Genomic DNA, 22,322 nt, shown 5'->3' with positions numbered 1-22,322 from the left:
AGTGAAGATTGTGGCGCTGGCCGCCGGACTTCTTCTCGCCGTGACCACGGCCGCCGGGCCGGCGGCAGCCGCACCCAGCGGGGACGGGTACCGGTTCGCTCTGCTCGCCAAGGCCAAGCCCGACGAGTGCTTCGCCGGCGTGGGCGTCCCCTATCCGGCCGGGCCGCCGTGCGCCGGTGGCATCAAGAAGGTCAACCAGGCGTACGTCTGGGGCTTGACCCGCGTCGGTGGCGACGTCTGGTTCGGCACCGGCGCGAACGTGCACTGCCTCACCAGCGGCGCCACGCTCAACGCGATCGAGCCGGTGCTCAACGACGATTGGGTCTGCGAGTACGGAGAGAGCCAGTACAGCAAGGCCGACGCGGAGATCCCCGTCTCGGTGGGCGACATGCGGGCGCCGGAGGTGTGGGTCTACAACGAGAGGACGAGACGGTCGGTCAACAAGTCGGCCGAGATCCGCGCCCGGTCCGCGGACGACCTGTACCGGCTGAAGCACACGATCGGCATGCGCGCCGCCGGCACTTTCAAGGACGTGGTGCTGCTCGGCGGGCCCAGTACCGACCAGCGGCTCAACATGTTCGCGTTCGACGCGCGCACGAAACGGTTCCTGGGCTCGCACACGTACGACACGTACGGCAACATCCGCACCTTCCTGGCCACCCGTGATGCGCTCTACCTCGGTGTCGGCACCGGCCGCAACGGCAGCACCGGTGGCGCTGTGCTGCGCTGGACCGGTTCGAAACGGTTCCCGTTCGACTTCGTCCCGGTCGGCGCCCTGCCCGTGCAGGCAGCCGACCTGACTCTGCACGACGGCCGGGTCGCCGCGACCAGTTGGCCGGCCGAGGGCTCGGGCAACTCGGCCGAGAAACTCGCGGGCGTCTGGCTCAGCCCGCCGCTGGCCGACGGGGAGCCGGGCCTCAACCCGCAGGACGCGGCCGGCTGGCGGCAGGTGTGGAACGTCAGCCGGTACGAACCGGACCGGGTGACCGCCGCCACGTACGGCCTCGGCGGCGTCGCCTCCTACGGCGGCTACCTCTACTGGGGCACCATGCACGTGCCGACCAAGGCCACCAAGGTCCACCAGAGCCTCTTTCCGCAGACCACACCCGAGGCCAAGCAAGCGCAGATCGTCAACACCCAGCGAGCGGTCTCCATCTTCCGCGGCAAGAACCTCGGCACCGACCAGCAGCAGGTCGAGCTGCTCTACGGCAGCACGGAACTCCCGGCGTACCGTCCCGCCACCGCCTCCTGGGAGATGGTGCCCACCAACAACACCCCGCTGAACGGCAAGTCCGGCTTCGGTCAGCCGTTCAACAACTACACCTGGCGGATGGCCGTCAGCGGCGGCAAGCTCTTCGTCGGCACGATGGACTGGAGCTACCTGCTGCACGACCTGCTTCCCGAACCCCAGGACGCGGCCGCGGTGTCGCGGGCCGCGGCCGGCCCCGACCCCGAGCAGTACGGCGGCGACCTGTGGATGTTCCCGTCCCCCGACAGCCCCGCCACGGCGGTCAGCACCAACGGCGTCGGCAACAACCTCAACTACGGCGTCCGCAACATGATCGTCCACGGTGACGGCCTCTACCTGGGAATGGCCAACCCGATGAACCTGCGCACCGACACCACCGACGACATACCCGAGGGCGGCTGGGAACTCATTTCGATGACCAAGAGCTGCCGCTAGGACGAATCTGCGATCACGACGAAAACGCAACTTGTCGCCTCTGCACGCGGTGCAGGCGACGCACCGTTTCCGTTGACGATTCGAGCACCGACAAGGCGTCCCTCGCTCAACGCGGCAAAGCCAAACAGAACGCGCCGGTCTACGGCTGGTCGGTCTGGGACTGGTCATCACCCGCGACGGCGGGATCCCGCTGCTGTCACACCTACCCCGGCAACCACCGCGCAGGTCCCCAGCCCATCCAGACGACGCAGAACTCTGGCCGGTCACCCGGTTCCCGCTGATGCTCGACGAATTGACACCTGCTGCCATCAGCACTCTGCTAACCGAAGTACGCCCCGACATCGTCATACCCACGCCCCTGACGACATCCACTCCGACCACCGGCACTCCCTCGTCCTGCATGAGCCCTCGCCTCTGCCGCGGGCCGGGATGGCGTTCGTGCCGTTGCTGGATCTGCACCGCAGACTCGACACCACCGGATCCGACCGCCACGATCCCGGCACCGTGCTGATGCTGGTGCAGCTCGCCGCGAAGTACCGTCGCGGCCGCAGGCGTGCGCGTGGTGGTGGCCGAACGTGGCTTGGGCCGCCGGGTTCCAGGCGACGATGCGGCCGGTGGCGTCGATCGCGATGTACGCGTCGGATGCGACGGCGAGCACTGCCTGCGGCTGCTAGTGCTCCGTTGCTGCCCGACGCCGCCAGAATCGCGCGGTCCCGATTCGAGGTCAGCGAACTGAACAGGCTCACCCAATGCTCGTCCTGGATCTCGCAAGGACGCTGCTTCGGAACCCTCGGGTTATACCGGATCCGACCCGCCGCCCGGAAGCGGAGAGGACGAGGCTGCCGCCCGGATCGATGCGGCGGTGGCGTACGCGGTCGAGCTGACCGGGTTGATGATCGGCCCTTCGCCGCGCTAGCTCACCGCGCGGACGCCGTCCTTCTCCAGAATCGCGATGCCTCATGAGACACACCAACCGCATGCCGCCAGCGGGCCGGCCGCGCGTTTAGAGCGACGAGGATGTGCGGCCCCGTGGAGGAATACCGCGTGCTCTAGCGGGCCAGGCGCTCCAGCAGTTCGCCGAGCAGTCCGCGTTCGCCGGGGGTGAGGTCGCCCGGGTCGTTGTCGACCAGCGCACGCAGCGTCAATGCGGCGCTTGCGCGGGTCGCGGAGGCGTCGGCGGAGGGCGTGTGCAGGACTCCGGCCAGCGCGGCCTCGCGGACGCGTCCGGACAAGCCGAAATCCGGCTCCGGCTGGCTGATCAAGGTGAGCGTGATGCCGACGTTGGCGGCAAACACCTGTTCGGCAGCATCGGCCGCCGGCACCTTGAGCAGCCCCCGGGTCGCCGCCGCGGTGAACCGCTCACGCAGCGCGGCGTGCGCGGGAGCGGTGACGGCGCAGGGCTTTCCCGGCTCGGCGCGGCCATAGAGCAGCCCGTAGAACGATGGGTGCTCCAGCCCGAACTGCACGTGCCTGTCCCAGCCCTCGCGCAGATCGTTCAGTGGGTCGCCCGAGTTCTCGACCGCCGTGTACTGGGTGAAGCCGTGGTTCGCCACGGCGTCGATCAGGCCCTGCTTGCTGCCGAAGTGGTGGTACAGCGTCGGGGCCTGCACCCCGGCGTGTTCGCACACTGCCCTCGTGGACACCGTGGCGCCGCTCTCCAGCAACTCGGCTGCCGCGAGCAGGAGTCGATCCCGGGCGTTCTGCATGCTTGCTACAGTAGCGCATGTAGCGCTACATTGCTTTCTATAGCGGAAGGAGAAGTCCATGAGGACTTGGTTCATCACCGGGGGAACGCCCGGAGGGTTCGGCCTGGTCTATGCCGAGGCCGCACTCAACCAGGGCGATCAGGTGGTAGTGACGGCTCGTCGGCCCTCTGAACTGCAGGAGTGGGCTGAACCGCACGGCGACCGTGTCCTGGTTCTCGAGCTCGACGTCACCGATGCCAACCAGGTGCATGCCGCGGTCAAGACGGCAGAGGAACGGTTCGGCGGAATCGACGTGCTCGTCAACAACGCGGGCCGCGGCTGGTACGGCTCGATCGAGGGGGCCCCCGACGAGACGATCCGCCGCACGTTCGACCTCAACCTGTTCGCCGTCGTCGAGGTGATCCGCGCGGTCCTGCCCGGCATGCGGGCACGCGGCGACGGCTGGATCGTCAACATGTCGTCGGTGGCAGGCCTCGTCGGCGGACAGGGGTTCGGCTACTACTCGGCGGCGAAATTCGCGATCGAAGGACTCACCGAGACACTGCGCCAGGAAGTGGAGCCGTTCGGTGTGCGCGTGCTCGCCGTAGAGCCGGGAGCCTTTCGCACCAGCGCCTTCTCCTACTTTCAGAACGAGCCCGTCAACGAGACCGTCGACGCCTACGTGCCGATGGTCGAAGCCGTCAAGGCGGCGTTCGTGGACCATAGCGGCAAGCAGGCAGGTAGCCCTGTTCGTGGCGTGCAAGCCGTGATCAGCGCGATGAACGCACCCGTTCCACCGCAACGAATCGTGCTCGGTAACTCCGGCTACGACGTCGTTGTCGCGATGCACGAGAACACACTCGCCGAGCTGCGCGCGAACGAAAAGCTCTCACGCAGTGCGGACTTCTGAGCCTGTCGCAAAAAGTGGTTTCGGCGACCCGCGCGGGAGTTGACCACCCCGCGACCGTGAGGAATCTCGTCGGTTGGATTGAGTCACCACACACAACCGACCTAAGAAGCCTTCATCAGGATGCCCCCGTATGCCTGTGCCGACCTGACCCCTGGTCGGCATCTCGAGCCAATCACCGCGCTGCGCGGCCCGTGACGGGCCGCCGCCTCATCGGCATCGTGCCGCTGAGGTGCTGCAAGGACACACCAGCACGCACTCGCGTCCTGGCACCCGAGAAACCGGAGAGTAGAAATAAACGACATCACGCTGCCCAACGCTGTCGAGAACTTCATCGCGGCCACCAATGCGCACGACGCGAACGCGCTGGCCGCGGTCTTCGGCGACGGGGCCACCGTGCGCGACGACGGGAAAACCTGGGCCGGCGAGGCCGAGATCCGCGAGTGGATCCAGGGGCATCTGATCACCCCCAAGATCGTGCTCACGCCGACCTCGTTCGCGGACGGCCGGCTGGTGGCCTCCGGGGACGGCGACTTCCCCGGCGGGCCGCTGTCCTTCTCGTTCGTGTTCGGCATCAAGGACGACCAGGTCATCGACCTCGCGATCGCCCCCGTCTGATCCGTCACGGCTGGGGCTACCAGCACTTCGCGAACAAGGACGCGCCTCTGAAAGAACTACTGACCACTTGGTCGCAGACACACGACGTGGTCCTGGCCGATCTCGACGACGCCTGCGATGTCATCTGGGGCACGATGTACGGCATACCCTCGCTCGGCCACCTCGGCACCGTCGGGAACCAGCGGGCCCGGCGACTCGCCGGGCAGGCACTGCCCGCGATCCTTCTCGGCTGGCGAACCGAGGCACCAGGCAACGTCCGCCACTGATCGGCTCACATACCAGTACTCTCAGGTCGCCGGCGCCTGCCCCCACGACAACAGCTCTCGCCGAGTGCAACAAGGAATCTGGCGGCGCTGAGGGCGTGCGCGATATCTACACGGAAAGTGGGCATCGCGGTCGACGTCGCGGTATTGATTTGGATCTTGTACAGAGCGAGGTCGCGGAGGGCTTTGCGCTGGGGGACTTGGCCAGTGCTGATGATGATGTGGAGGTGCGGCAGCTCCGGTACTTCGTCGCGGTTGCCGACGGAGCTGCACTTCGGACGGGCCGCTGACCGGCTCGGCATGGCACAGCCCGCGTTGTCGCGCGCCATCGGCCCGGAGTCCCTCGCCTACGCCCGACAGGTGGAGATCATCGGCGCCGCCCTGGGGCGCCCCTTGGCGGTGCACGAGTTAACCGTGGCGCAATGGCAGGCGTCAGCCGGGATGCCTTAAGAGTGGTTTCGCTGTACAGGCACCCACTGGCGTCGATGTCTATAGTTGACCGATGTTGGGTGTCATGGTGAGTGCGCTCGGTGGGCCGGAGGTCTTGCGGGTGGCCGAGCTACCGGAGCCTGAAGCCGGGCACGGGCAGGTCATCGTCCGGATTCGCGCGGTGTGCGTGCACCCGGCCGATCTGGCCGCCACCACCGGTCAGATTCCCGGCGGACCGGTGCCGCCACCGTTCCTGCCCGGGTGGGACATCGCCGGCGAGGTGACCGCGGTCGGTCCCGGCGCGGCACAGTTCCGCGTGGGTGACCGCGTCGTCGGGATGATCCCGTGGTTCCAGACGCGGGGCGCACCCGGCGGCTACGCCGAATTCGTCGCCGCCGACACGAGTTGGTTGGTGCCGCTACCGGACGAACTCGACTTCGTATCCGCGGCCACCGTGCCACTCAACGCCCAAACCGCACACCAGGGACTGGTCATGGTGTCACCGGAGGAGCCCCCGGCCGGCACTCGCCTACTGGTCACCGGGGCCGGCGGCGGCGTCGGCGGTTTCGTCACCCAGTTGGCCGCCCGCCGCGGCTACCGCGTCCTGGCCCAAGCCGACCACCAGGACGAACCGTGGGTACGCGGCCTCGGAGCCCACGAGATCGTCCCCCGCGCCGTTGATCCGGCCACGGTGGGGCCGGTGGCCGCGGTGTTCGACGCGGTTCCTCTCGGCCCGGCGGCGGCCGCCGCTGTCGAGGACGGCGGAGTCGTGATCACCACTCGGCCGACGCCCGCGATCGCTCCCGAGCGTCGCGTACGGCAAGAGGTGCAGCTCATCCAGCTCGACCGCGAACTCCTGGCTGATCTGGTGGAGCAGGTAGCCACCGGGCGGCTGCGCACGCGGGTGGCGACCACTCTGCCATTGTCCGAGGCAGCCGAGGCGCACCGGCGTGTACTGGCTGGCGGCCTGCACGGAAAGCTCGTTCTGATCCCGGGCCCGGCGGCCGGGTGAGCGTTGGCGGCCGGCCTTTTTCTCAGTTCAGCACCACTGATCGGTGTGAGCGGAGGTAGGCGTCCGTCTCACTCGCGCAGGAGCCGCCGCGCGGCGAGAGATACCGCAAGACACCCTGGTATTCAATGATCTCCCCGGTGTGAACGGGGTCCGTACAGGCCACTGACCAGCGACTTCGCCATTGACCTGCACATCGGCAGTGCCGTTGAGAGCCGCCCGGCGCGTCGGAGATCCACCGCTGAGCGTCCTCATCCCAGACGGCCGGTGGGTACGGGATGACGATCCACTGATCGTCGCTGATGCTGTCGCAGGCGGCGCGGACCCCTGCACGGTCACCGCGGCGACATCATGCAGTCCTACCGCGCCGGGCAGGAATACCAACTCGGCGCGCTCGGACTCGTCCTCAACGCGGTCGTGCTCTTGAACACCCGCTACATCGACCTCGCCGTCACCGCGCTACGCGCCCAGGGCTACCCGCTCCGCGACGAAGACGCCGCCCGCTTGTCGCCGCTCGGCTTCGCGCACATCAACATGCTCGGGCGCTACACCTTCCCCGCCCCGTCGAGTGCACAGCGGCTCAGTCCTCTACGCGAACCGGACACCGACGTCGGCTGACGCCATTACGCCTGCTGCCGCAGGACGCTTGGTGCAGCCGGTGAACAGCTGCGGCGCGCTTGATCCCGCGAATCGTCGATCCGTTACGGTGCCCGGTCTTCGAGGTCATCGCGCGCGCCCATGCGGCCATGAACGGCTTCTGGGTCAGCATCGCCGGGCCGGCCCAATGCGCGCCGGCCACGCCGTCGGCGGTGCTCGGCCCGCACGGCCACGTATTGCGACACGCTCGCTCGGCTGGTTCGCCCCCGCCGGGCAGATCATCCACAACAGGACCGGCATGGCCGGTCTGATCGGGCTCGGCGGGGCCGGTGAGTGCGGGGATCGCCTACCGGTCCCTCTCCTGGGCGCGCAGCTGGTCGGCCAGCCGTTCGAGTTCGGCCGCTTCCGTCGCGGGTGAAGTGTTGCTGAGCCCGCTGTGTGTGGCCGTCGGGCTGCGCAGGAACCGCCGGATGACGGGCACGAGCACTCCGTCAGGCAGAGTCAGCACCGCAGCGATACCGCGCGGGACCGGCGGCGTCGGCAGGGCGGCCAGGTTCTGCCGCATGCGGCGGATCAGGCCGCGGACCGCGTCCGGATCGCCGGCGAACGCCGCCGGGCCGCCCGCCGCGAGCACTGCCTGCCCGAGGGGCACCACCATCGCGGCATGCGTCTTGAGCCGGGCATCCATCCGCGGCTCGGCCTTGGCGTTGATCCCGGCGGTGCGGAATATGTGCACGATCCGCTGCAGTCGAGGGCTTTCGTGCCCTCCGGGTCCGCCGATCTGCATCGGGACGCGGCGGATCACGAAGCTGCTCGCGCGGTGGCGCACCACGTCGCCGTCCATCGTGCCGCCGCCGGTGGGGAAGCCGAGCAGCACCCGCTCGTGGCCGATCACCGCGCCCAGCGGCTCGGCGCCGGCCGCCCACGCGTGCAGGAACAACACGTCGCCGTCGAGGCCGGCGACCGATTCCAGGACGGGGTCCACCTGATGGGCGCGGACCAGGACGGCGATCAGGTCGTACCCGCCGGCCGGGTCCTCGACCACCGGCACCGGCACCCGCCGGACGACCGGGCTGTCTTCCTCGGCGAGCTGAATGCCGTGCCGGCGCAGGGCGGCCAGGCGCTGGCCCCGGGCGAGGATCGCGACGTTGTGCCCGGCCTCGTGCAGGCGGGCCGCGAGCAGGCTGCCGAGGACCCCGGCGCCGTATACGAGCAGCTTCATGCCTGCACCGGCGCGGGGACGCTCACGGCCGGGTCGGCCGGTGCGTCGTCGAGTTGGTGGCGCAGTTTCTCGCCTTCGACGTCGACGTTGGGCAGGAGCCGGTCCAGCCATGGGGGTAGCCACCAGGCGGCCTTGCCGAGCAGGGTCATCACGGCCGGCACGATGGTCATCCGGACGACGAACGCGTCGAAGAGCACGGCTGCGGAGAGCGCGAAGCCGATCGATTTGATAAACGTGTCGGGGGCGATGATGAATCCGGCGAAGACGCTGATCATGATCAGCGCGGCGGCGGTGACCACTCGTGCGCCGTGGCCGAGGCCGGTCATCACGGCCTCGCGGGGCGCGGCGCCGTGCACGTAATCCTCGCGCATCCGGGTGACCAGGAAGACCTGGTAGTCCATGGCCAGGCCGAACACGATGCCGATCACGACGATGGGCAGGGAGCTGACGATCGGCCCGGTCTGCTCGACGCCGAGCAGGTCGGCGCCCCAGCCCCATTGGAAGAGTGCCACCAGGGCGCCGAAGGTGGCGGCGAGGCTGAGCAGAAAGCCCAGGGTGGCCTTGATCGGTACCAGTACCGACCGGAACACCAACATGAGCAACAGGAATGCCAGACCCACGACCACTGCCAGGTAGGGCAGAAGGGCGTCGGTGAGTTTGGTGGAGACGTCGATGTTGATGGCGGTCAGGCCGGTGACGCCGATGCTCGCGCCGGTGATGGTGCCGTCGAGGTGGCGGATGGCGTGTACGAGGTCTTTGGTGGCGGTGTCGCCGGGTCCGCTGGTGGGGATGACGGTGATCATGGCGGTGTCGTCGGCGGGGTTGACGGCGGCGGCGGCCGCCGTGGCGACGTCGGGCAGGGCGCTGATTTTCTGTACGACCTGCTCGGCGGTGGCCTTCGCGGCGCCGGCCGGGGTGTCGACCACGACGATGAGGGGCCCGTTGAAGCCGGCGCCGAAGCCGGTGGCCACGAGATCGTAGGCCTTGCGCTGGGTGGTGTCGGGTGCGGCGGTGGCGTCGTCCTGAATGCCCAGTCGCAGGTCCAGGGCCGGGATCGCGACGACGCCGAGCGCGGCCACGGCGATCAGCAGTGCGGCGACCGGCCGGCGGCCGATCGCGCGGGCCCAGCGGGTGCCGAAGGTGGTCTTGCCGGCCTCGGGGTCGCGGGTGCGCTGAGTGCGGGCGCGTCTGCCGAGGATCCGGCGGCCGGCGAAGCCGAGCATCGCGGGCAGCAGGGTCAGGGCGATGATCACGGCGATGGCCACGGTGAGCGCGGCGGCCAGGCCCATCTGGGTCAGGAACGGCACGCCGACCACGGAGAGGGCGGCCAGCGCGATCACGACGGTCAGCCCGGCGAACACGACCGCTGAGCCGGCGGTGCCGACCGCTCGACCGGCAGCTTCCTCGGGTTCGCGGCCGTCGGCGAGTTCGTGGCGGTAGCGGGAGACGATGAACAGGGCGTAGTCGATGGAGACGGCGAGGCCGAGCATCAGTGCGAGGATCGGCGTGTTCGAGGACAGGTCGATGAAACCGGTAGCGGCTGTGATCAGGCTGATGCCGATACCGATGCCGAACAGCGCGGTCAGCAGCGGCAGGCCGGCGGCCACCAGGGAACCGAACGTGATCACCAGTACCACGGCGGCCACCGCGACACCGATCACCTCGCCGAGCCCCTGCTCGGACTGCGGCTGCAGCGCGTCACCGCCGACCTCGACGCTCAGATTCTTCGTGCTGGCCCGCTCGGCGATGCCGGTGAGCGCGTCGCGGTCGCCGTCGGTCAGCTCCTGCGCGGCCACGCGGTAGGTCGCCTGGGCGAAGCCGACGGTCCCCGCCTGGTTCACGGCGCCGGACTGGAACGGGTCGTTCACCGAAGCCACCTGCGGTGCTTGGCGCAACTCGGCGACGACCTGCTCGACGGCCGCCTTCGTAGCCGCGCTGGTGAGCTGCTGTCCGGCCGGCGCGGCGAACACCACCCGGGCGGTGGCGCCGTCGGCGGAGGCCTGCGGGAACCGTTCCTGCAGCAGGTCGATCGCCTGCTGCGAGGGCGTGCCGGGAATCCGGGCCGCGTCGGACGTCGGACCGGACAATGTCGCGGCGCCGGTCACTGTGACCGCGAGGACCGCCAGCCACAACCCGACGACCAGCCATCGCCGACGGAACGCGAACCGGCCAAGCCGGTACAAAAACGATGCCATCTCGGGTCTCCTCCGGAGGTTTTGGTCTCTCCGTAAGCTAGCCGATCGTGCAGTCGTACGCTGCACGATCGTGAAGAAGCTCACTTTACGATCGTGCAGTGATTTCCTATACGGATGTGCAGCTATGGGGTGAACGGTCGTCCCGCTAAGCTTGCTGGCAAAGACAGGGTTCAGTCAGGAGCGCGCATGGTCGTGACAGCAGTCAGGGCAGCCGATAGCCGGCAGCGGTTCATCGACGCCGCGATCAGCTTGTTCGCCCGGCACAGCTTCGCCGGCACGTCGCTGCAGATGATCGCCGACGAGGTGGGCGTCACGAAGTCGGCTGTTCATCACCACTTCCGCACTCGCGAGGAACTGCTCAACGCGGTGATCGAGCCAGTCCTCGGCGGGCTGCAGGCGGCGGTCGAGGCGGCCGAGGGACAGCGCGGCCGACGGGCACGCGCCGAGCGCATGCTCACCGGCGTAGTCGACCTCGCGGTGAGAAATCGCATGCTGGTTCCCATGCTGGTCGGCGATCCCGGGGCCATCGAGATGCTGCGCTCCCGCACCGAGGTGGGCGAACTGGCCAACCGGTTGAACATGCTGCTCGCCGACATCGACCCCGGCGTGGGCGGGTGGATCAAAGCCGACATGGTCATGGCCGGGATCGCCGGCGGGATGAGCGCACGAACGAGCGGCCTCGACGACGACGTCCTGCGCCGGCACCTGATCGAGGCCAGCCGTCGCACCCTCGGGCTACGCGCCCCGCGCGGACTCCGCTGACCCGGCGGCAGCCGATCCCGCGTCTGACCCCGGGCAAGGGATAGCCGGTCGTCCAACCACGGAGGTTACGGGGTCATCTCGATCTCGGTGGGCGCGTGGGTGGGCTGACCCGTGCGGCGTAGGTGAGGGCCCCGGCGAGCAGCAGCCCGGCGGCGGTGAGCGCGGCGGGGACGCTGTCCGGCGGCTGGATCAGCCAGCTCAGACACTGCCGCCAGGCCGGGCCACCCGGGACGGCGATCATCGCCTGCAGCGCCGACCAGTTGTGTCGATCTAGACCGCACCGACCCCGGCGGCAACGAATCGAGCGATCCGGGTCGAGGTTTGTTCCGACAGCCAGGCCAGGCGGACTCGGGCCGGAGCGAGGTCGTTGACCCGGATCAGCCGGACGCCGCGCATGGATGGAGCTTCTTCCACCATCGGAAGCGGCACGAACGCGATGCCGTCGTCGTTGCGGACGTGCACGAACAGCTGAAGCAGGTCCTCCACCTCCGCGCCGGCCAGGGGCGCTCCGTCCAGCCAGTAGTCGCGTTCCTGCGGGGTGCTGCCGGCCCATCCGAGGACGTGGTATGGAAGCAGGTCGGTGCGGTCGACGACGTCTCGCCACGCGAACCGCTGGTTCTCCGGCACCATAGCCACCCGCTCCTGGGTGGCGACCAGTGTGGTGTCCAGCCCGGTCTCGTCGAATTCGCCGCTGACCAGGGCGACGTCGGCCGCCCCGGAGCGCAGCGACGCCAATTGCGTACGCCAATGGGCCATGACCGGCTCGATCTTCTCGCCGGGGCCGGCGGCGATCAGGTCACCGAGCGTGTCGTAGTCGCAGGCGCGTGCGCTGACCCGGAGGGGTGGGATCTGCGCGCTGGTCTCCCGGGACTGCCGGACGGCCGCGGCGACTTCCTGGTTGATGGCACGCGCCCGGTCGGCCAGGATCCGGCCGGCCGCGGTCAGGACGGATCCTCGCGGCAGGCGGTCGAGCAAAGCGACCCCGACGGACCGTTCGAGGGTGGCGATGGCCCGGGTCAGGGCGGGCTGGGTCATCCCGAGGCTCGCGGCGGCGTGCGAGATGCCGCCCTCGTCAGCGACGGCAATCAGGTATCGCAATTGGCGAAGTTCGACGTCTGCCACCCCGCCAGTCTGACATGCACGTACGGCATGGCTCGGCATACCGGAAACGGCCTGGCCACCAGACGGCGACGGGCGAAGGATCTTGGCTCATGACCACAGTTCTCGTCCATGGTGTACCCGAGACCCCCGCCCTCTGGGATGCCCTCCGCCGGCTGCTGCCCGGTGACAGCGTGGCCCTGCGACTCCCCGGCTTCGGCTCACCCCGCCCTCCGGAGATGACCGGGAAGGACGCGTACGCCGCTTGGCTCGCCGACGAGCTGCGGACTATCGGCGGTGACATCGACCTGGTCGGCCATGACTGGGGCGGCCACCTGACCATGCGGGTGGTGTCCGCCTTCCCCGGCGTAGGCGTCCGCAGCTGGGTCTCCGACGTCGCCTACGGCTGGCATCCCGACTATCAGTGGCATCCGATCGCGACCATGTGGCAGAAGAGCCCCGAGGGCGAGCAGTCCCTCGCCGCCGTCCGCGCGGGCACGCCCGGAACGTTCGGCCAGTTGCTCGGCCCGCGCGGCCTGACGGCCGAGGTGGGCGCCGACATCGACGCGGCCCACGACGAGACGATGGACGGCGCGATTCTGGCGCTTTACCGCTCGGCCTGGCCGAACCTCGACGCCGACTGGAGGACCGGGCCGATCGACGTTCCGGGCCTGGTCCTGGTGCCGACCGGCGATGTGCTGGACGGCGTCAATCCGGAAGAGGTCCTCATCCAGAACGAGCAGGTCGCCCGTAGGACTGGCGCCCGCCTGCAAACGCTCGACGACGTCGGCCATTACTGGATGCTGGAAGACCCCCAACGGGCCGCAGACACCCTGCATGCGTTCTGGGCCAGCGCCGGAAGCAGCTGATCGGCATCAAGGAATGGGTCGAACAAGTCACCCGGCCTCTCTCCGTCGGCCGGCCACCGTCCGCCGGCGTAGAAACGCCGACGACGCCGCAGCGGCCGGCCTGCGGGTCGTCGACTCGTCCAGGTCGCAGTTCGAGGCGGAGCTGCCCTTCACCCGTCCCGCACCGGCTGTGCGTACCCATGCTGGGCCGACTTTCGGAACTGCAGCCGCGGCATCAGCGGGCGCTTTAGGTCGCGTTCGGGCTGCTTCCTGGTACGCCGGACCTGTTCCGGGTAGGGCCGGCCATACTGGGTCCGCTGGCCTCGACGGCCCGAGCACAGCCGGCGGTGAGCCTGGTCGATGACGCGCATCGGCCGGATGTCGCGTCCCTGGCCGCTCTCACGTGGTGGCGCGGCAGATCGTCTCGAAGCCCTGTTCCACCGCGACGTAGTCCTCTCATCGACGTGTCCGGAGCGTTCAAGATGCTGAGTGCCGCACTATTAGGGCTGGGCTGTCACCGCCGGAAGGCCCTGGCGGGGAGCCGGCGCCGATATCCCGGACATATGGGGGCGCCGCCCTCCCCATTCTGTAGGGCGACAGCGCTCGGCCGCCAGAACGACGGCCCCAGACGGGGCGGTCAGGGGACGAGGGCGACGAAACCGAGGCCCGTCGTACGCTCCGCCAGATCGAGAGCGGCCGCCGGGTCGTCCAGGCCGACCGTCAGCAGCTCGACCGCGGAGAGGTCCAGCTGACCGGAGCGGACCAGGTTCCACACCGTGGTCACCGTTTCGTCGTCGCTCATCCAGGAGCCGCGCACGGTGAGCCGGCGGTGCATCAGGTCGCCGTACGGAATGGTGAGGTCCTGGCGTACGCCGCCGATGAGCACAAGGGTGCCGCGCGTTCGCAGGCTGTCGTAGGCAGCCAAGGTAGCGTCCGCTGTCGGCGTGGCGCCGAGGGTGTCCAAGGCCACGTCCAGCGGGCCGATCGCTGCCGCGTCCGTGGTGCGGTCACCGGTCAGCTGGTGGGTTCGCACGCGGGGGTCGAGCTCGGCCAACCGAGCGAGAGCCTTGGGGTTGCGCCCTACCGCCGTCACCGTCGCCGCGCCTTCCGCCAGCGCCACCAGTACCGCCGCGCCGCCAAGCTGGCCGGTCGCACCGATCACCGCGATGTCGCGGCCGGCCAGCGGGCCTGCTGCGTGCAAGCCCGCGGCGGCGATGCAGAGCCACGGCAGGAACGACAGGCGGGCCGGATCGGGGTAGTTCTCGGCACCGGGTAGCTTGACCAGCGTCTCCTTGGCGCACAACGCGCGCTCGGCGAAGACACCGTCGTGCCAGACCGCACGCATACGATCCGTACGATCGCTGCCCGCGCCGGAACCGCCCAGGCCGACCCACCCCACCAGGATCTCGTCGCCGCCACCCGCGTCGAGCAGCGCCGTGTCCAGCACGATGTCGCCCGAGGCGACGTGGAACACGTCGGGCGCGACATCGGTCACCCGGGCGATACAGGAGGGTCCCAAGGTCAGGGGGACCGGCAGGCCACCGCGATTACCTGTCACCACCATTTTCGTGTACGCCGGGAGATGCGCGGCGAGCACCTCCACGAGCACGCCACCGCCCTGAAGCGTCGGCGGAGAAACCTCAGAGAGGCGTACGTGATCGTCTTGTGCAGCAACAGTCCAAGCTCGCATGAGGCAAGCTTCACGCGACGGTAAGGTGGTATCCAGAATCGCTTTATTCTGGTATTGGAGGTTCCAGGGTGAGCGTCGAACTGGGCACGTTCCTGCGCAGCCGTCGAGAGCGGGTAACACCCGCCGACACGGGCCTGCCGGTCACCGGGCGCCGCCGCACGCCCGGGCTGCGCCGCGAGGAACTCGCCCTGCTGGCCGGCATCAGCGCCACCTGGCTCACCTATCTCGAGCAGGGCCGCGACGTGCGCCCCTCCGGCCAGGTGCTCGACGCCCTGGCCCGGGCGTTGCGCCTGACCGTCGCCGAGCAGGAGCACCTGCGCCGCCTCGCCGGTGGCGATGCGACCGTGGAGGCCGCCGGTGAGGAGGCCGCGCCCGAGGTCGCGGGCGTCCCGGCGTTGCTGGGCGACAATCCCGCGTACGTCACCGGCATCTGTTACGACATCCTCGCGATCAACGACACCGCTGTACAACTGTTCGGTGGCATCGGCCCGGGGGGCAACGTCGTGCGCTGGATGTTCACCGAGCCCGCCGCTCGCGAGATCCTGGTCGACTGGGAACAGGAGGCGCGCAACATCCTGGCCCGGCTACGGGCGATCGCGGGACGCAATCCCGGCCACCCGCGCGTGACCCAGCTCGTGGCCGACCTGCACGAGACCAGCCCCGAGGTGCGCGAGTGGTGGCCGCAGTACGACATCCAGTTCAGCCACGCCGGCCGCAAGCGCCTCCGGCATCCCCGGCTGGGTGTCATCACCATGTCGCACGCCGCGTTCCACGTCGCCGAGCGACCGGAGCAGACGCTGGTGGTCTACCACCTGCCGGGCGACGCAGACCCGCTCGTGCGGGCCGCCACCGCGCCCGCCTAGCGTTTCAGCCATTCACCACGCCCGCCTGATCGACGCCCTGCGCCGCGACTCCGACTCCGACTCCGACCACAAGATCCGCAAGGCGGAGTCCGACACCACTGATCCGCAGGCGATGAGACCTGTGCGGTGCTGCCGATCCGGCCGTGGTACCAGCTGGATCCGGAGCCGGCCAGCGCGGTCGCGATGCCTCATTGTGACGGCCAGTGCAAGGCCCATGCTTCATTTTTGGTCATCAGTAGGCGCCGAGCGAGCCGATCAGGGCATCGACGTTTTGGCGAGCTCAATGCAGACATGCCGCACCCTTAGGTGTAGCATTATATTCCCTTTCAATTCTATATGACCTGACGGCTTATATGGGACTCTCCCATGCTGTTCGAGGAAGACTAATGGAACTGGATGACGCCACTAAGGCATTGTTGACGCAACTGGCTCAGGTAAGCGATACGCCTCTGCAGGAAATGCCACTCCAGCAATCGCGCGGTCTGGGGGAGATGCTTCGCGCGTTAGTGGGCCCGGGGCCCGAAGTTTTGCGAGTTGAGGATTTGACACTGCCTACGGGGTTGAAAATCCGTGTTTTGACACCGCGGCCGGATCCCAGGGCCATCCTCGTGTACTTCCATGGTGGTGGCTGGGTGCTCAACAGCATCGACGATTTCGATAAACTCGGCCGCACCCTCGCCGAACGGACCGGTTGCACCGTGGTGCTGGTGGATTATCGATTGGCGCCCGAACACCCCTATCCCGCGGCCCTCGACGACGCCTGGTCATCAGTTGGCTGGATCGACGCCCATCGTGCCGAGCTGGCTGTCGCGGGCGCACCTTTGATCGTGTCCGGTGACAGCGCCGGCGGCAACCTCGCTACCGTCACCGCCCGAAGAGCCCGCGACGCCGGGGCCCCGGAGGTCGATCTGCAGATTTTGTTGTATCCGGTGACTGATTCCGTCCTGGACGGCCCTGGATACCACGAACCTGAGAACCAGACGCTGATGCTTAGCCGCGACCTCATGGCATGGTACTGGGATATGTACGTGTCCGACCCCGCCGACCGTGTCCACCCCGACGTCGCGCCGCTGCGGACACCCAACCTGTCAGGCATGCCGGCGACAGTTATCTTGACCGCGTCGAACGATATCCTTCGCACCGAAGGGGAGTCCTACGCAGCGCGTCTGCGGGAGGCTGGGGTAGATACCGAGATCGAGCGGTTCGACGGCCAGATGCATGCCTTCCTCAATTTCATCGGTATCCTACCCGGAGCCACCGCCGCCATTGATTATCTGACCGCGGTCATCGAGAAACACGTCTGCAAACCCTAGTTGGAGCCCTTAACCTCGCGCCTTCGTTAAAGGCAACCTCATGCACCGGTGGCGCTGGGAGGTCAACCTGAGGCACCTAAACTGGACGTCGCTCGATGGGACACATCCGTCCGCTGAGCGTGGTCGGCGCCCTGCCCGGCGGCGGGTCGGGCCGCGCCACGAAGAACCACGAGAAACGACGAAGAACAAAGAGACATCATGAAGGTAGGCATCATCGGAGCGGGCAATATCGGCAGTGCGCTGGCGCGCAGACTGACCACCATCGGGCACGAGGTTTCCATCGCGAACTCCCGCGGTCCCGAGACCCTGCAAGACCTTGTGGCGGAAACGGGCGCGCATGCTGTCCTGGCGACCGAGGCGGCCCGGGACGCGGACATCGTCGTCGTCACGATCCCGTCGAAGAACATCCCGGATCTGCCCGCCGGCCTGCTCGACGGCGCGGCAGCGGGAGCGGCCTTCGTCGACACCGGCAACTACTACCCGCGGCAGCGCGACGGCCGGATCGATGCGCTCGAGAAGGGCACACCGGAAACCCAATGGGTCCAGGAGCAACTCGGCCGGCCGATGGTGAAGGCATTCAATAGCATTGTTGCCCCACACCTGCAGGACCTCGGCAAGCCCGCCGGCACACCCGGGCGAATCGCCCTGCCCGTGGCCGGCGACGACCCGGCCGCCAAGGCCAAGGTATCGGCCCTCATCGAGCAACTCGGCTTCGACGTGGTGGACGCGGGCGGCCTGGACGAATCCTGGCGCCAACAGCCAGGCAGCCCCGTCTATCTGGCCGATCTCGGCCCCGAAGGCGTACGCAAAGCCCTCGCCGTCGCGAGCAAAGCCCGCCCCGAGGAATTCCGCGCCACCGCGTCGAGCCCGGGAACCTACGCCGAACCCGCCTGAAACATGGGAACGCCCGCACAACGGGTGACTCGAATCAGAGTCAATTGATCGAGCTCGACGCGCTGTTCGCGACCGGGCTCATGGGTCCGCTGCACAGCTTCAACCACAAGAGCACAGGATCTGACCGGTTCGGGAGGGCTGGTCAGTTGAGTGCGGCGGTGATTACGCACGTCACCGCCCCGGAGATCTTCAGAACCGCCAGGGCTATTGCATAGTCGGGTTACCCCTGGTCACGGTCGGCTTTCCGGTGGTTACGGCGTCGATGAGGTCGCGGGGACGGTGGTTGGCGCGTCGGGTGGCTTCGGCGATGGTGGTGGTGGCGACGTGGTGGTATCCGATTGCTGTGTTACGGAGCGTGGCGAAGACGGCGGGTCCGCTGCCGGTCCGGGCCTGGGATCACAAGCAGGGTAAGACAGCAACGAGGCTCTCGGGAGGGGCACTTTCTTGGTCGATTGCTCGTCTTACCGGGAGCCTCACCTCAGCCCGCAACCTGCCCCGGGGTGCGCCTTAAACTGCGCAAATCCAGTCGGAAAACGCTCATAGATCCCCTTCCGCGTTTCGTGGCGCACAGCCTCTTTCATCCCGCGTAATGGTCAGATTGAACATGCTGTAGGACGAGGATGGCCTGCACGATTGGGGTGGCGCGACGGGGCTCGATCAGGCCGTGTTCATTGGGCCGCGGCCAGGTCGTGGGTTGAACAGGGCAGGTCGTATACGGCACGCTCTGCTGGGATTCCGACGTTGGCGCTGGCCCTGCCGTTGGAGGAGATCGAGTTCGCCATGGCAGACGTCGCCGGCGGCCTCAAGTCGCTGCTGGTGGCCCGGGTGATTGCCGGCATGAGATCCTTGCTGAGTGACGACGGCGCTGCGGGATGAGCTCGCGGACTTCCTGCGCCGTCGCCGTGCGGCTCTGTCACCCGTGGCAGCCGGTCTTCCTGCGGGCCTGCGACGGCGGACGCCGGGCCTGCGCCGCGACGAGGTGGCGTACCTGGCGAACATGTCGGCGAACTACTACGAGCGCCTCGAGCGCGGCTGTGCTCCGCAGCCGTCGCCGACCATCCTCGCGGGCCTGGCCGACGCGCTGCGGCTCGCGCGGGAAGAACGCGAGTACCTCTACCGCCTCGTCGGGCACGCCGCACCGCCGGCTCCGCTCAGCGGGGACGCCGACCCCCAGCTGGTCGCGGTGATGGCCGCCCTGGACGTCACCTCTCCTGCGTTCATCTGCGACGACATCGCCACCGTGGTCGCTCAGAACCCTCTACACACCGCGCTCTTCGGGTCGATCGCCGGCATGGCCGGCCTGGAGCGCAACATGATCTGGCGCTGGTTCTGCCTGCCGCACGCGCGTTTCGCCGGGGGGCCGGCCGAGGCCATCGAGGGCACCGGCCGCGGGTACGTCGCCGACCTACGGGCGATCGTTGCCCAGCGCCGCCACGACTCGGCGGCGGTGGCGCTGGTCTGCGACCTGCGGGAGAGAAGTGCCGAGTTCCGCGAGCTGTGGGCCGAACACCGGGTATCGGCACCGAGCTGTCCGACAGTCTCGATCGAGGACGACCGGGTCGGCCGGTTGGACTTCTGGTGCGCCGTGGTCATGAGCCCGAACTCGTCGCAACGGCTTGCCATCTTCCGGGCCGTCGAGGGAACGTCCACCCGGCAGCGGCTGGCCGGGCTAGCCTCGGATCAATTGTCAGAGGCACCGCATGCCGTCAGTCGGCAGGATCGCTGACATGGAACCAGTCACCATGATCGGTATCTTCTCCGTCGGTACCCCCGAGCGCCAGGACGACATGATCGCCGCCATCGACACGACCGGCGCCGTCATGCGCGACCAGCCGGGCTTCCGCGGCGCGGCCGTGTACGCCAGCACCGACGGCACTCGGGTCGTGAACGTCTCCCACTGGAACAGCACCGAGGATCTGCTTGCGGCTCGCGAGAACCCGGCCGGCCTCGAACCGGCCCGCCGCATGTTCGAGATCGCCATGCCCGACCCTATCCAGTGCGTCCTGCGCTCGGAGTACCTCTCGCCGTCCGCACCGGCCAGCGACAGCTGAGGTCTCCGGCCTTCGCGACTGCCGATCAGGCACCCCAATGCGGACGGCGGGACGCGCAGGGCGGTGGAGTGTCGTCTACCAATTCGTCGTTGACGCTGTCTCGCCGGCCGCTCCTGAAAGCGAGCGATCATGACGACCGCCTCGATCCCCACTGGTACCCAGACGATGACGGGGAGGTCGGATGGAGGTGGGAACTCGCCACCACCATCCGACCTCCCCCGGGCTCCCCAAGGTGGCTCACCGCACCTTCTTGACCAGCGCACACTCATCAATATATTTACCGAGAGTGATGTTCATGTCTGAGCAGATATCTCGTCCGAACGATTTCAATCTTGGCATCATCGCTGAGTTTCGACGCAGCAGCGGCCGAGTGGAGTCGCACAGATTCGCGAGCCGAGTCGTCCTGCTGCACCACATCGGCGCGAGGACCGGCCGTATGCGGGTGACGCCGCTCGGAGCCATGCCATACGAGGACTCACGGATTGTTGTTGGGGTTCCGACTCCATCGGGAGGTCCGACTTGGGCGATGAACCTGCGACTTCGCGCTGCGGATTAAAAGTCATCAGTTATGCCACTTTGCGAACAAAGTCCGTTCCTTCTAAGCGGATAGTTGGCGGTCCGGCGAGCATGTGGTTAGTCCGGCAACGTTGGCGCTGGTCCGGGCCGTCCCCGCGGTCCGCGAAGTGGGTGCCGGTCGCCGAAATCCGGTGCTGGTACGGCGAATCCGTGGGGCTCCGAAACGTCAGAGCACCCACGGAGCACCCCAAGCGCCGGCCTGTCGCAGGCGCGGCACATTTTGGTAGGTGGCCGACACCAGCTGGCCGAGCCGATCGTCTTGGTGCTGCGGTGCGCCGTCGCCGTGCGCATCCGCGATCTCGCCGCGCGGCGGGTGTGGACACGGGGCAGGTTGGGTGATCGGCTTGGTGGAGGCGATGCCCGCCGGCCGGCGGCCCGGCTGGTGGGCAGGCAGTGTCCGGGAGCTGTGCGTAGCAGCGGCGATCAGTGATCTTGGCCTGAATCTCGATGGGTGGTCCGACGAGGTGGAGCGCCAGGAGTTCGCCACGCTCCTGGAGGAGGCAACCGACCAGTTCGGCGCTCGGGAGCCGGTAACCGCGGGCGAGGCGGCCGGATGGATCGTTCTCGACGACCTGCCAGTGATCTTTCGCGGTGACCAGCCCATGGATACCAAACCTGTCGCGGAGCTCGCCCGTGCGCTGGCCGACCTGCTACGCGGGCAGCTTGGCCCGCCGCCGCCCGGGACGTGGTGGTTCTACGGTTCGCCAGGTGGCCGTTCCACACTTCGTATGCGGGATCCCGGGGCCGACTGCTGATGGGGTCCTTAGTTGAGTTTGCGGCTGGGGAGCTACGGGGCCGGCCTGGCCGTCAACGACGACTGCGAGGCGTTGAACGTGCACGGCAAGACCGCTTATGCCCGTTCGGCAGGATATGCAGGGAAGCCGTGCTGGGATAGATCATGTGTCATCGAGCCGGTCGCGTTTCTGGGGTGCGACGACGGTCTACGCCGGTGCGGTGCTGGCTCTGCTGGTGGTGTCGTTCCTGACCGAATCCACCGTTGGGCCGGTCATTTATCTGGTGGCCGCGTCGCTGACACTGCCGGTAGGGATGCTGATCTATCCGGCGCTCTGGATCAACTCGCTACTCACCAGTGCTGTGGCGAGTCTCTTCCGGCTGGGGGACCGAGGCTCCGAGGTGTTGACACTCAGCGGTGTCGGCACAGTGTTCGTCCTGGCGGCAATAGCGAACGCACTGGTCCTTGCGGAGCTTTGGGATGCCCGGCGGATTCTCGGCGACTGGTTCGGCCGGCACAGGAATCGGTAGACAAACCAGTCACGGCTCAGCCGATGCTCACCGTTTACGGAGCCAGATGGTGGATCTCTTCCGGGTAGCGGCGTTCGCGAGCGGATACCGCGGGGTCAGGCCGCTGGCGGACACGGCGATCGTGGACGCGGTCCGGAAGCTTTGGTGGGAAGGAGTGTGTGACACGTGGCAACTGTGGCGATGTTACGAGCGGCATGACACCTCCTGTGATCATCTTCTCCGCTCAGCTGAGTTCCCCCCGGTTTGGTGGAGCCTCTCAAACATGATCGACTGATCATGGGGAGGACGTTCTGTGGCCGCACCGAAGAAGTACCCCGACGAACTGAGGGCGCGTGCTGTGCGTCTGTATCGCGAG

The 22,322-nt window shown here is 68.1% G+C and carries 22 protein-coding genes and 2 pseudogenes; 17 read left to right on the top strand and 7 right to left on the bottom strand.

Annotated features, from left to right (window positions below; all coding sequences use genetic code 11):
- Position 1: 1 nt before the first annotated feature.
- Complete coding sequence (locus tag QSK31_RS42015; RefSeq protein ID WP_285690493.1) at positions 2 to 1,684, top strand: hypothetical protein; 1,683 nt, start codon at positions 2 to 4, stop codon at positions 1,682 to 1,684.
- A gap of 319 nt (positions 1,685 to 2,003) precedes the next feature.
- On the opposite strand, the gene QSK31_RS48995 is transcribed toward QSK31_RS42015, so the two are convergent.
- Both QSK31_RS48995 and QSK31_RS42010 read right to left on the bottom strand, forming a co-directional pair.
- A complete protein-coding gene (locus QSK31_RS48995; protein ID WP_352244551.1) occupies positions 2,004 to 2,342 on the bottom strand; it encodes a PAS domain S-box protein in 339 nt (112 codons plus the stop codon).
- Positions 2,343 to 2,733: 391 nt separating this feature from the next.
- A complete protein-coding gene (locus tag QSK31_RS42010; protein ID WP_285690492.1) occupies positions 2,734 to 3,390 on the bottom strand; it encodes a TetR/AcrR family transcriptional regulator in 657 nt (218 codons plus the stop codon).
- Between the two features lie 58 nt (positions 3,391 to 3,448).
- On the opposite strand from QSK31_RS42010, the gene QSK31_RS42005 reads away from it, so the two are divergent.
- The 5 genes and pseudogenes from QSK31_RS42005 to QSK31_RS41985 all read left to right on the top strand — a co-directional run.
- Complete coding sequence (locus QSK31_RS42005; protein ID WP_285690491.1) at positions 3,449 to 4,279, top strand: SDR family NAD(P)-dependent oxidoreductase; 831 nt, start codon at positions 3,449 to 3,451, stop codon at positions 4,277 to 4,279.
- Positions 4,280 to 4,570: 291 nt separating this feature from the next.
- Complete coding sequence (locus QSK31_RS42000; protein ID WP_352244553.1) at positions 4,571 to 4,894, top strand: nuclear transport factor 2 family protein; 324 nt, start codon at positions 4,571 to 4,573, stop codon at positions 4,892 to 4,894.
- An 86-nt stretch (positions 4,895 to 4,980) separates the two neighbouring features.
- Positions 4,981 to 5,160 carry a hypothetical protein gene (locus QSK31_RS41995; protein WP_285690490.1) on the top strand — a complete coding sequence of 60 codons (180 nt, stop codon included), beginning with the start codon at positions 4,981 to 4,983 and terminating at the stop codon, positions 5,158 to 5,160.
- Positions 5,161 to 5,659: 499 nt separating this feature from the next.
- Positions 5,660 to 6,598, top strand: coding sequence for an NADP-dependent oxidoreductase (locus tag QSK31_RS41990; RefSeq protein ID WP_285690488.1), 939 nt, complete (start codon positions 5,660 to 5,662; stop codon positions 6,596 to 6,598).
- 306 nt (positions 6,599 to 6,904) lie between these two features.
- Positions 6,905 to 7,213: pseudogene (locus QSK31_RS41985) on the top strand (Tn3 family transposase); the annotation flags it as partial.
- Positions 7,214 to 7,538: 325 nt separating this feature from the next.
- Here the strand turns inward: QSK31_RS41985 and QSK31_RS41980 are convergent.
- Both QSK31_RS41980 and QSK31_RS41975 read right to left on the bottom strand, forming a co-directional pair.
- The gene (locus QSK31_RS41980; protein WP_285690487.1) at positions 7,539 to 8,414 is read right to left on the bottom strand and encodes a ketopantoate reductase family protein; all 876 of its coding nucleotides are present in this window, start codon (positions 8,412 to 8,414) and stop codon (positions 7,539 to 7,541) included.
- A complete protein-coding gene (locus QSK31_RS41975; RefSeq protein WP_285690486.1) occupies positions 8,411 to 10,609 on the bottom strand; it encodes an MMPL family transporter in 2,199 nt (732 codons plus the stop codon). Before QSK31_RS41975 ends, QSK31_RS41980 begins: the two co-directional genes overlap by 4 nt.
- 186 nt (positions 10,610 to 10,795) lie before the next feature.
- On the opposite strand from QSK31_RS41975, the gene QSK31_RS41970 reads away from it, so the two are divergent.
- Positions 10,796 to 11,371: a TetR/AcrR family transcriptional regulator gene (locus tag QSK31_RS41970; protein WP_285690485.1), complete on the top strand. Its 576-nt coding sequence runs from the start codon at positions 10,796 to 10,798 to the stop codon at positions 11,369 to 11,371.
- Between the two features lie 73 nt (positions 11,372 to 11,444).
- Here the strand turns inward: QSK31_RS41970 and QSK31_RS41965 are convergent, their stop codons facing one another.
- Both QSK31_RS41965 and QSK31_RS41960 read right to left on the bottom strand, forming a co-directional pair.
- A complete protein-coding gene (locus QSK31_RS41965) occupies positions 11,445 to 11,612 on the bottom strand; it encodes a hypothetical protein (RefSeq protein WP_285690484.1) in 168 nt (55 codons plus the stop codon).
- Between the two features lie 29 nt (positions 11,613 to 11,641).
- Positions 11,642 to 12,493 carry a LysR family transcriptional regulator gene (locus QSK31_RS41960; protein ID WP_285690482.1) on the bottom strand — a complete coding sequence of 284 codons (852 nt, stop codon included), beginning with the start codon at positions 12,491 to 12,493 and terminating at the stop codon, positions 11,642 to 11,644.
- Between the two features lie 89 nt (positions 12,494 to 12,582).
- Between QSK31_RS41960 and QSK31_RS41955 the strand changes: the two genes are divergently transcribed.
- Positions 12,583 to 13,338 carry an alpha/beta fold hydrolase gene (locus tag QSK31_RS41955; RefSeq protein ID WP_285690480.1) on the top strand — a complete coding sequence of 252 codons (756 nt, stop codon included), beginning with the start codon at positions 12,583 to 12,585 and terminating at the stop codon, positions 13,336 to 13,338.
- 616 nt (positions 13,339 to 13,954) lie between these two features.
- Here QSK31_RS41955 and QSK31_RS41950 read toward each other — a convergent pair.
- Positions 13,955 to 14,926, bottom strand: coding sequence for a zinc-binding dehydrogenase (locus QSK31_RS41950; RefSeq protein WP_285690478.1), 972 nt, complete (start codon positions 14,924 to 14,926; stop codon positions 13,955 to 13,957).
- Between the two features lie 149 nt (positions 14,927 to 15,075).
- On the opposite strand from QSK31_RS41950, the gene QSK31_RS41945 reads away from it, so the two are divergent.
- The 9 genes and pseudogenes from QSK31_RS41945 to QSK31_RS41910 all read left to right on the top strand — a co-directional run bounded on the left by QSK31_RS41945 (position 15,076) and on the right by QSK31_RS41910 (position 21,967).
- Positions 15,076 to 15,870 (top strand): helix-turn-helix transcriptional regulator, encoded by a 795-nt coding sequence (locus QSK31_RS41945; protein ID WP_285690477.1) that lies wholly within the window; start codon positions 15,076 to 15,078, stop codon positions 15,868 to 15,870.
- A gap of 386 nt (positions 15,871 to 16,256) precedes the next feature.
- On the top strand, positions 16,257 to 17,183 hold the full coding sequence (locus QSK31_RS41940) for an alpha/beta hydrolase (RefSeq protein ID WP_285690476.1): 927 nt from the start codon (positions 16,257 to 16,259) through the stop codon (positions 17,181 to 17,183).
- A gap of 186 nt (positions 17,184 to 17,369) precedes the next feature.
- A pseudogene (locus QSK31_RS41935) lies at positions 17,370 to 18,077 on the top strand (NADPH-dependent F420 reductase); the annotation flags it as partial.
- Positions 18,078 to 18,818: 741 nt separating this feature from the next.
- Positions 18,819 to 18,953, top strand: a complete 135-nt coding sequence (locus QSK31_RS41930; protein WP_285690475.1) for a hypothetical protein — start codon at positions 18,819 to 18,821, stop codon at positions 18,951 to 18,953.
- A complete protein-coding gene (locus QSK31_RS41925; protein WP_285690474.1) occupies positions 18,931 to 19,803 on the top strand; it encodes a helix-turn-helix transcriptional regulator in 873 nt (290 codons plus the stop codon). The genes QSK31_RS41930 and QSK31_RS41925 overlap by 23 nt, the downstream gene beginning before the upstream one ends.
- Position 19,804: 1 nt before the next feature.
- Positions 19,805 to 20,128 (top strand): antibiotic biosynthesis monooxygenase family protein, encoded by a 324-nt coding sequence (locus tag QSK31_RS41920; RefSeq protein WP_285690473.1) that lies wholly within the window; start codon positions 19,805 to 19,807, stop codon positions 20,126 to 20,128.
- 181 nt (positions 20,129 to 20,309) lie between these two features.
- The gene (locus QSK31_RS48990) at positions 20,310 to 20,684 is read left to right on the top strand and encodes a nitroreductase/quinone reductase family protein (protein ID WP_352244550.1); all 375 of its coding nucleotides are present in this window, start codon (positions 20,310 to 20,312) and stop codon (positions 20,682 to 20,684) included.
- Positions 20,685 to 21,039: 355 nt separating this feature from the next.
- Complete coding sequence (locus tag QSK31_RS41915) at positions 21,040 to 21,459, top strand: hypothetical protein (RefSeq protein WP_285690472.1); 420 nt, start codon at positions 21,040 to 21,042, stop codon at positions 21,457 to 21,459.
- Between the two features lie 199 nt (positions 21,460 to 21,658).
- Positions 21,659 to 21,967, top strand: coding sequence for a hypothetical protein (locus tag QSK31_RS41910; protein ID WP_285690471.1), 309 nt, complete (start codon positions 21,659 to 21,661; stop codon positions 21,965 to 21,967).
- Positions 21,968 to 22,322: the final 355 nt, after the last annotated feature.

This window comes from Actinoplanes sp. NBRC 103695 (assembly GCF_030269485.1).
Lineage (GTDB): Bacteria > Actinomycetota > Actinomycetes > Mycobacteriales > Micromonosporaceae > Actinoplanes.
The sequence above is the reverse complement of the archived record's forward strand: the minus strand, read 5'-3'. Positions and strand labels throughout refer to the sequence as shown.

Coding starts and splice junctions, on each gene's coding strand:
- QSK31_RS42010 (WP_285690492.1), bottom strand. CDS start 3,390: ATGCAGAACGCCCGGGATCGACTCCTGCTCGCGGCAGCCGAGTTGCTG.
- QSK31_RS42005 (WP_285690491.1), top strand. CDS start 3,449: ATGAGGACTTGGTTCATCACCGGGGGAACGCCCGGAGGGTTCGGCCTG.
- QSK31_RS41990 (WP_285690488.1), top strand. CDS start 5,660: ATGTTGGGTGTCATGGTGAGTGCGCTCGGTGGGCCGGAGGTCTTGCGG.
- QSK31_RS41980 (WP_285690487.1), bottom strand. CDS start 8,414: ATGAAGCTGCTCGTATACGGCGCCGGGGTCCTCGGCAGCCTGCTCGCG.
- QSK31_RS41975 (WP_285690486.1), bottom strand. CDS start 10,609: ATGGCATCGTTTTTGTACCGGCTTGGCCGGTTCGCGTTCCGTCGGCGA.
- QSK31_RS41970 (WP_285690485.1), top strand. CDS start 10,796: ATGGTCGTGACAGCAGTCAGGGCAGCCGATAGCCGGCAGCGGTTCATC.
- QSK31_RS41965 (WP_285690484.1), bottom strand. CDS start 11,612: ATGATCGCCGTCCCGGGTGGCCCGGCCTGGCGGCAGTGTCTGAGCTGG.
- QSK31_RS41955 (WP_285690480.1), top strand. CDS start 12,583: ATGACCACAGTTCTCGTCCATGGTGTACCCGAGACCCCCGCCCTCTGG.
- QSK31_RS41940 (WP_285690476.1), top strand. CDS start 16,257: ATGGAACTGGATGACGCCACTAAGGCATTGTTGACGCAACTGGCTCAG.
- QSK31_RS41920 (WP_285690473.1), top strand. CDS start 19,805: ATGGAACCAGTCACCATGATCGGTATCTTCTCCGTCGGTACCCCCGAG.
- QSK31_RS48990 (WP_352244550.1), top strand. CDS start 20,310: ATGGAGGTGGGAACTCGCCACCACCATCCGACCTCCCCCGGGCTCCCC.